This window comes from Alcanivorax sp. (genome assembly GCF_014762765.1).
GTDB lineage: Bacteria > Pseudomonadota > Gammaproteobacteria > Pseudomonadales > Alcanivoracaceae > Alcanivorax.
In genome coordinates this window covers 15103-23812 of the sequence record NZ_JABURH010000155.1, presented here as the reverse complement: position 1 = coordinate 23812, position 8710 = coordinate 15103, and the positions used below count along the sequence as shown (strand labels likewise).

The window sequence follows — 8710 nt, the reverse complement described above, 5'->3', positions numbered from 1 at the left end:
CTTTTTTCGCCGCAGCTACCTTCTGCTTTCTTGTCACCGCATTTGCCTTCACCACACTTACCTTCAGCATGGGCACCAGCCAATTGGTAACCAGCTTGCAGGTCAGCGGCTGCGAACGGGTTTTCTGCAGCCATCGCCACAGGAGCGGAAAGTGCGGAAGCCACAACAGCCGCACCAACAGTCGCAGCCAGGGGGTTCAGTTTGCTCAACTTAGCCATGTTCAGTCTCCATACATCATTATTTAGGTTGTATCCGAAACCGCACAATGCGGCTCAGGCAAACCACGTTGTTTTGCGTAGCGCCTGATTCAGACAATATAGAGATGAGGCCGTGAGGTAAACGTTACAGGCGGCATCAAAAAAGGCCGCAGAATGCGGCCTTCGTGAAGCTAACGTGAATGGCGGAGCTCGTTATTTGATGCGATTCACAATCACACTACCGATTGAGTAACCGGCACCAAAGGAACAGATCACCCCTTTGGTCTCCACCGGCAGGTCCGCGTTGTACTTGTGGAAGGCAATAATGGAACCGGCGGAGCTGGTATTGGCATAGTCGTCGAGAATCACGGGTGCTTCCTCACGGGTGGCTGGGCGGCCCAGCACCCGCTTGGAAATCAACTCGTTCATGCTCAGGTTAGCCTGGTGCAACCACATACGACTGAGGGCTTCCACCGGTACACCGGTATCAGACAGGTGCGAGGAAATCTGCTCGGCTACCATGGGGCACACTTCCTTGAAAACCCGGCGCCCTTCCTGGCGGAACAGCTTGTCGCGGGCGCCAACGCCGCTTTCGTCAGCACGATTCAGGAAGCCGAAATTGTTGCGGATGTTGTTGGAAAATTTGGTCTGCAGGCGAGTACCCAGCACTTCCCACTGATTGGCAGAAGTGGCGTCTTCCTTGCGTTCCAGAATCACGGCCGTCGCCACATCCCCAAAGATGAAATGGCAGTCGCGATCTTCCCAGGCCAGGTGACCGGAACAGATTTCCGGGTTCACCATCAACACGCGGCGGGCACTGCCGTTACGGATAGCGTCGACACCGGCCTGAATCCCGAAGGTGGCACTGGAACAGGCCACGTTCATGTCATAGCCCCAACCGTGCTCCATGCCCAGAGCCGCCTGCACTTCCACGGCCATGGCCGGGTACGGGCGCTGCATGTTGGAACAGGCCACCAATACCGCATCCAGGTCGTCGGCGGTCAGGTTGGCATTCTCCAGCGCCTGCTTTGCCGCTTTGACAGCGATTTCCGCCTGAATGGACACCTCATCGTCAGATCGCTCGGCGATGCGTGGCGCCATCCGGTCCGGATCAAGAATCCCGGTCTTGTCGATAACGTAGCGCTGCTTGATACCGGACGCCTTTTCGATAAAGGCGCTATCGGAGGGACCCAGGGCTTCCACTTCGCCGGCCTCGATGGCCTGGGCGTTACGCTCATTGAACCGTTTTACGTATTCGTTGAAGGATTCCACCAACTCATCGTTGGTGATGGTCTGCTCCGGGGTCCACAGGCCGGTGCCACTGATTACTACAGAATAGCTCACAAGCGAGTCCTCGCACTCGAACGGGGTAAAGGGCCCCGTTCCACAAATGGGATAATGGGTCGATTATCCGGATTCGGAGTGGCCAGCGCAAAGGGCGTGGGTGGATAGTTGTTATGCTTGTTACGGAGTCAATGCAGGAGCGCCGCTTGAGGCGCGAATCGGGCGTAACGTTCTTCTGTGCCTGATCGTCTTCCGTGTGTTTCCTCGCAAGCGAGGTTCGCGCCTCAAGCGGCGCTCCTACAGCGGCTTCGTAGAGGGGGGGGACTGATCAGCAGAGCTCCCACTGTTTATTCAGGCGCTTGGCGGAGACTGGCACCCGGGTACCGAGCTGCTGTGCAAAAAGGCTCACCCGGTATTCCTGCAACATCCAGAAATATTCTTGCAGAGGCGCCGGCTGCTGCCACAGGGGCAGACCCGAAGCACGAGTGGCGTATTGCTTGTCAAAGGCCTCCAGCTCTGCGGTCAGGGTACGGTCCTTGCCAATCTGGCCACCCAGTTTGTCCAGACGGTGGCTGATAGCCTCCAGATAGCGCGGGTATTCCATCAACCAGGGCCAGGGCACCTGCAGCAGGAAGTCGTCGCGGAACAGGTTGCCCAGTTGTTGCTTAAGGTCCCGGTGGGCATGGGCCCAGGCCAGGGGAAAGTTTTTTTCCAGCTTGCCCATCAGCTGCCGATAATCGGCGAACAGCTTGCCGAAAGCGCTCAATTGCTGGCCTGCCCAGGGCACGAAATCCCCCCGATGGGCATCCAGACGGGCCCGGAAGGCAGCCTCATCGCGTACCGGCTCGTCCAGCCGGAAATGCTCTGCCAGCAGACGCAGTACCGCATGATCCAGTGCCTGGCGGGCCATGGCGCCCTTCTCGCCCTTGAGCTTCTGAAAACCGGGCATCTGTGAGGCCTGTTTGCGCAGGTCACGCAGCTGGACACTGAGTTTGAAGCCCAACAGGCGTGCCGTACCCCACTGATGGCTCCAGCGGGCCTCATCCACATCATCGCGGTAGCGAAGCTCCACCGCGTCGCCATCATCTTCCAGGGCGGGATAGCGGCGCACCACCATGCCACCCAGATCCTGTTCGTGGGTGTCCGGCAGGCGACCGAACAGCCAATCCTGCCCCCGCGGAACCGGTTCCTGCGCCGCCGGTTCCGGCAGGTTAGCGGTCACACCAGCCAGTTTGTCACGAACTTCATCCAGGTGGCGTCCCTGGGCCAGCACTTTCCGGTTACCGTCCACCCGGTCCACCACCTGGATAAACATGCGCAGATGGTCGGGCAACGTGGCATCCTGCCACTCTTCCCGTTCGATCCGCACACCGGTCATCCGTTGCAATTCACGAGTCATGGCCGACAGTAACGGCTCCTGGGGATCCAGGGTATCCAGAAGCGCGCCTACAAAGTCCGGCACGGGGACAAAATGACGCCGCCGGGCCTTGGGTAACGCCCGGATCAGGGCTTCCAGTTTTTCCCGCAGTAGTCCCGGCACCAGCCAGTCCAAGCGGGTGTCCGGGACCTGATTGAGGACCGCCACGGGGACAATCAGGGTGACACCGTCGCGCTCCCCGGTGGGATCGAAGCTGTACTCCAGCGGCAGGCTGATGCCATCCAGGCGCAGCTGATCCGGGAACTGGTCGCTGCCCAGATCCGGGCTCCGTGACAACAGGAAATCCTGCGGCATCAGCAGTGCTTCTTTCTGGGCCGGCGTGGCCTTTTTGTTATACCAGCTCATCAGCCCGGCCAGGCTGGTCACGTCCTGCGGCAACCGCTCATCGTAAAAGGCCACCCGGGCCTCCTCGTCCACCAGAATATCGCGCCGGCGCAACTTGTGTTCCATCTCCTCCAGAGTTTCGAATTGCTCCCGGTTGGCCTTCACGAAGGGCGGCTCCCGGTGCAACTCTCCCATCACCAGCCCTTCGCGAATCATCAATTCGCGGGCTTCCTGGGGATGAATGGGCGCATAGTTGACCCGCCGACCGCTGGCCAGAATCAGGCCGAACAGGTTCACCTGTTCCTTGGCCATGGCACACCCCCGCTTCTTCGACCAGTGGGGCTCGAAATACTGGCGTTTGACCAGGTGAGCGGCGGCCGCTTCCACCCATTCCGGCTCGATACGCGCCACAGTACGGGCAAACAGTCGGCTGGTTTCCACCTGCTCCGCCGCCATCAGCCAGCGGGCCTTGGTTTTCGACAGGGACGAGCCCGGCCAGATCAGCGGCTTTCGATTACGTGTGGACAGCCACTCCCCCTCGTCCGTGCGCTGCATCACGTTGGCCAGCAACCCGGGCAACAGGGCCTGATGCAGGGGCCCGTAGGCGCCGTCGGCCAACCCCTGCTCGTTCATGGTCGGCGGGTTCAGATCCCAGCCCTGCTCCTTGCACAGCAACAGTAACTGGCGATGGGTATCGCGCCATTCGCGCATGCGGGTGGGCGACAGGAAGGTCTTTTTCAGCAGCTTCTCGTACTGGTTGCGGCTGAGCGACTCCCGTTGGTTCTCCGCCCATTGCCACAGCTTGACGAAAAACAGGAAATCCGAGTCCTTGTCGGTGAACGGCTGATGGGCCTGGTCCGCCTGCTGCTGCTTGTCATGGGGCCGATCGCGGGGGTCCTGGGCGGCCAGAGCGGACACGATGATCAGCGCCTCGCGCAGCACCTTCTGCTGGGACGCCGCCACCAGTATCCGCCCCAGGGTCGGGTCCAGCGGAAAGCGGGCCAACTGCCGGCCCAGCGGGGTCAGGGTCTGTTTCGGCGTCAGCGCGCCCAGCTCATCCAGCAGTCGGTAACCGTCACGGATCAGGCGCCCGTCCGGCGGCTCGATGAAGGGAAAATCCTCCACCCGGCCCAGTTTCAGGTCGGCCATCTGCAGAATCACCGCTGCCAGGTTGGTGCGCTGAATCTCCGGGTCGGTGAAAGCGGGACGATTGAGGAAGTCGTCTTCCTCGTACAGCCGAAAACAGATACCCGGCATGATCCGCCCGCTGCGCCCGGCCCGCTGATTGGCGCTGGCCTGACTGACGGGCTCCACTGGCAGCCGCTGCACCTTGGAGTGCACGCTGTAACGGCTGATGCGGGCGGTGCCGGCATCGATCACATAACGAATACCCGGCACAGTCAGGGACGTTTCCGCCACATTGGTACTGAGCACCACTCGCCGACCCCGGTGGGACGCAAAAATGCGGTGTTGCTCGGCCTGGCTCAATCGCGCATAGAGCGGCAGGATTTCCGTGTCTCTCAGTTCGCAGCGCTTCAAGTGATGATGCACATCGCGAATATCCCGCTCGCCGGCCAGAAAGACTAGCACATCCCGGGCTACAGGCAGGCCCTCGCGACGTTCCTCGCGCTGGATTTCCTGCAGCACGTCTTCAATCTGGCGGGACAGTTCCTGGCCTTCCGCAGGAGGCCGGTAGCGCATTTCCACCGGGTAGGTCCGCCCGGAAACCTCCAACACCGGGGCCTCACCGAAATGCCGGGCGAAACGTTCGTGGTCGATGGTGGCCGAGGTAATGATGAGTTTCAGGTCTGGGCGCCTGGGTAACAGCTGCTTGAGATAGCCGAGCAGAAAGTCGATATTCAGGCTGCGCTCGTGGGCCTCATCGATAATCAAGGTGTCGTACTGGTTGAGAAAGCGGTCCTGCTGGATTTCATTGAGCAGCATGCCGTCGGTGAGCACTTTGATCAGGCTGGTCTCGCTGACCTGCTCGGCAAAACGTACCTTGAAACCCACAGTACTGCCCAGCGGGCTGTTCAGCTCTTCTGCCACCCGGCTGGCCACGGCCCGAGCCGCCAGCCGGCGTGGCTGGGTATGGCCGATGGTGCCCTCAATGCCCCGACCCAGCTCCAGGCAGATTTTCGGCAGCTGGGTGGTCTTGCCGGAGCCGGTTTCCCCGGCGATCACCACCACCTGATGGTCACGAATGGCCGCCTTGATCTCCTCACGGCTGGCCACCACTGGCAGGTCCGGCCAGTTCAATACGGGCTGGGACGCCTGACGTTTTTCCCGATTGGCAATGGAAGCGGCAATGGCCTTGGAAATCTTCTCCACGGCCTGGTCATTGCGCTTGTCAGCTGGCAATCGTGACAGACCATCGATCCGCTTTTTCAAACGAAAATGGTCCGCTCTGCGAACGTTACCCAGCTGGCTGTAGAGTGGCTTCAAAGACATGAAAAATTCAATCAACCATAAAACGTCGTAGGAGCGGCGCCCGAGCCGCGGATCGTACTTGGGAAAACCCTCGCAAGCAGGTTCGCGGCTCGAGCGCCGCTCCTACAGTCAATTCACACGCCAAGGTTTCCGTTATTCATTATTAACGATTAATTATTCATTGCCTTTCCAATGCAGCCAGGCTTTGCCCTTCTCGGTTAACCCGCCCTTGGCGATGGTCAGGTACGCCGTGCTAGGTTCGCTGGGCGCCACCTTCACTTTGAATTTCATCAGCTCGTCGCGACGGAAGGCGTGGAGTTCCACAATTTCACCGGGCAGGAAGTTGGCCATCAGGTTGTCGATATTGCTCTGCGTGGCCTGCAGGCCATCCACGGCGATGATCACATCCCCCGCTGACAGGCCTGCCGCCATGGCCGGGCCCTGCTCGAACGCCACGGCAATCTTCGCGCCCATCGGATCGGCAACCAGCCGCACGCCCAGATTGGGGATACCCTCCTTGCCGGGCTTGCCACCGTTGTCGCCGTGACCGGCAGCACTGCGCCAGTTCAGCTCCACGCCGCGCTCGGCCAGCAGCTCCGCCAGCGGTAGATCTTCGGTGCTGTAGAGCGCTTGCTCGAAAAAGTCTGTCATCTCGCAACCGGCCACTTCCTCGGCCAGTGGCTGGATGCCCTGCTCCGGCACGCCTTCGCCTGTCTGCCCGTAACGGGCCCAGAGCAGACGCATGAGGTCATCCAGGGACTTTTGCTCGCCAGTAAGATTACGCAGGGTCAGATCCAGCGCCAGCGCCACCAGCGACCCCTTGGTGTAATAGCTGACGATGGCATTGGGGGCGTTTTCGTCCTGTTTGTAGAAACGGGTCCAGGCATCGAAACTGGATTCGGTAACGGTCTGCTTGTGACGGCCCTGGCCACGATATACCCGGCTCAGGGTCTGCCCGAGCAGCTCCAGATAGCTCTGCGGCGCAATCAGCCCGGTGCGGGTCAGCGACAGATCATCGTAGTAGCTGGTGATGCCCTCGAAGGCCCACAACAATTCCGTATGCACTTCCTGAGACAGATCAAACGGCGTGAACGCCGCCGGCTTGATCCGCTTTATATTCCAGGTGTGGAAATATTCGTGGCTGCACAGGCCCAGATAATTGCGATAGCCATCGCGCACCTTGCCCGGCTCGTCAGTGCGCTTGGGCAGGTCGTCGCGGGCACACATGAGGCTGGTGGAATTGCGATGTTCCAGACCGCCATAACCGTTGCCGGTGACCAACGTCATGAACACATAGCGATCCATGGGTGCCGGTTCTCCGAACATGCGGATATGGTGTTCGCAGATCGGTTTCAGGTCACGGCACAGCCGCGCCATATCGGTCTTGTGACGACCCGCCATCACCACCCAGTGCGGCACACCGCAGGCTTCGAACTGGGCATACTCGAAGGGGCCCATTTCCACCGGATGGTCAATCAGGGCATCGTAGTTGTCTGCCCGGAAACGGCCAAAGCCCAGTTCCGAGCCGGTCAGCCGGGGCAGCCCTGTAGCCAGGTGCCAGCCCAGGTAGGCGGCACCTTCCGGTGCGTCGATATCCACTTCGCAGGGCTGATCCTCATGCCCCATGGGCGCCAGGAAGACACAGGTGCCATTGAAGTAACCGTGGGTGGTATCCAGGTGGGCGCCACGCACGGACAGGTCCCAGGCGTAAACGTGATAATGCAACTGCACCGGACCATCGCAAGGTGGCACCTGCCAGGTTTGCTTGTCGATTTTCGCCACGGGCAGCGTCTCACCCTGGCAACTGGCCTCCAGATAGACCAGATGGCGGGCGAAATCCCGGATCATGTAGCTACCGGGGATCCAGGCCGGAAGCGTAAACGCCTGCCCTTCCGGGGTCGGCTTCGCCACGGTCAGCATCACTTCAAACAGGTGGGCTTCAGGGCGCAGTGGGCGAATCCGGTATTCGATCATGGTTTCTCCTGGAAATCGGGCAGCGTGCAACAACGTTCGGCATGGTAGTTGCTGCATCACCCTGTTGCCATAGCTGTTATTATGCCATGGTCCTGAACAGGCTCATGAGGCCTGGCCACCAGGCTGCCGGTTGAGCACTATTCCTCGCCGACGACGCCTTAATAACAAAGGCACCAACCTGTCCACTGACCGCGCCGCAGGAGAATGTTATGAGCAAGCAGATGCGCTACCTGAACACAGGCGACGGCCATTCCACCGCTATCCACCACTGGCCCACCGAGGCCGCAACCTCCAAAGGTATAGTGGTCTGGCTGCACGGCATGGCGGAGCATGGTGCCCGTTATGAGCCGTTGGCAAAAGTGCTGAACGAACAGGGCTGGCATCTGTATTGTCCGGATCATCGCGGCCATGGCCTGAGTGTCAGCGAGGCCTGCCCGAAAGGGCATTTCGGCGACGACAACGGCTGGGACTGCCTGGTACAGGATGCCATTGCGGTGATCGCCATGGCCCGTGAAACCCACCCGGGTCTGCCCTGCGTGCTTGGCGGTCACAGTATGGGCTCTTTTATTGCCCTGGCGGCGGCACAACGCGCCGGTGAAAATCTGACAGGCTTGGTGCTGTGCGCCAGCGATTACCACCCGGCAGCCTATTACACCCTGATGGGCTTGCCCGTGAAGTTGACCCGCCGCCGTAATGGCAAGCGCGGTGTGAGCCCGTTGATTCGCAGAATGACCTTTGGCGCCTGGGCTCGCCGTGTGCCGGACCCGAGCACCGAGTTCGACTGGCTGAGCAATGACCGCGATCAGGTACAGCGCTATATGGATGACGACCTGTGTGGCTTCGATTGCACCACCGAATCCTGGTGCCAGCTAATCGATGGACTACGCCAGACCCACAGCATCGTGCAACTCGCCGAGCTGCCCGACCAACTCCCGGTCCTGCTGCTGGGTGGCGAGCAGGACCCCATGAGCGACATGGGCAAGGGCATGATGGCTCTGGAGCAGGTGTTGCATACCATGGAGCAGCCATTGACTGCCCACTTCTGGCCCGAAGGGCGTCACGA

Annotated in this window: 5 protein-coding genes; 1 reads left to right on the top strand and 4 read right to left on the bottom strand. The window is 60.5% G+C overall.

Features of this window, described 5'->3' with window-relative positions; all coding sequences use genetic code 11:
- The 4 genes from HUJ17_RS11360 to HUJ17_RS11345 form a co-directional block, all read right to left on the bottom strand.
- Nucleotides 1–218: hypothetical protein (locus tag HUJ17_RS11360; protein ID WP_290510798.1), on the bottom strand; the 218-nt coding region annotated here is incomplete at its 3' end.
- A 192-nt stretch (nt 219–410) separates the two neighbouring features.
- Nucleotides 411–1541 carry a beta-ketoacyl-ACP synthase III gene (locus tag HUJ17_RS11355; protein WP_290510797.1) on the bottom strand — a complete coding sequence of 377 codons (1131 nt, stop codon included), beginning with the start codon at nt 1539–1541 and terminating at the stop codon, nt 411–413.
- A gap of 268 nt (nt 1542–1809) precedes the next feature.
- Nucleotides 1810–5694 (bottom strand): ATP-dependent RNA helicase HrpA, encoded by a 3885-nt coding sequence (gene hrpA / locus HUJ17_RS11350; protein WP_290510796.1) that lies wholly within the window; start codon nt 5692–5694, stop codon nt 1810–1812.
- 153 nt (nt 5695–5847) lie between these two features.
- Nucleotides 5848–7647: a PDZ domain-containing protein gene (locus HUJ17_RS11345; protein WP_290510795.1), complete on the bottom strand. Its 1800-nt coding sequence runs from the start codon at nt 7645–7647 to the stop codon at nt 5848–5850.
- A gap of 209 nt (nt 7648–7856) precedes the next feature.
- Here HUJ17_RS11345 and HUJ17_RS11340 point away from each other — a divergent pair.
- Nucleotides 7857–8710, top strand: an 854-nt coding sequence (locus HUJ17_RS11340; protein WP_290510794.1) for an alpha/beta fold hydrolase, incomplete at its 3' end; no start/stop codon positions are given.

Excerpts from the sequence above, each read along its gene's own strand:
- hrpA (WP_290510796.1), bottom strand. The coding sequence starts at position 5,694 with ATGTCTTTGAAGCCACTCTACAGCCAGCTGGGTAACGTTCGCAGAGCG.
- HUJ17_RS11345 (WP_290510795.1), bottom strand. The coding sequence starts at position 7,647 with ATGATCGAATACCGGATTCGCCCACTGCGCCCTGAAGCCCACCTGTTT.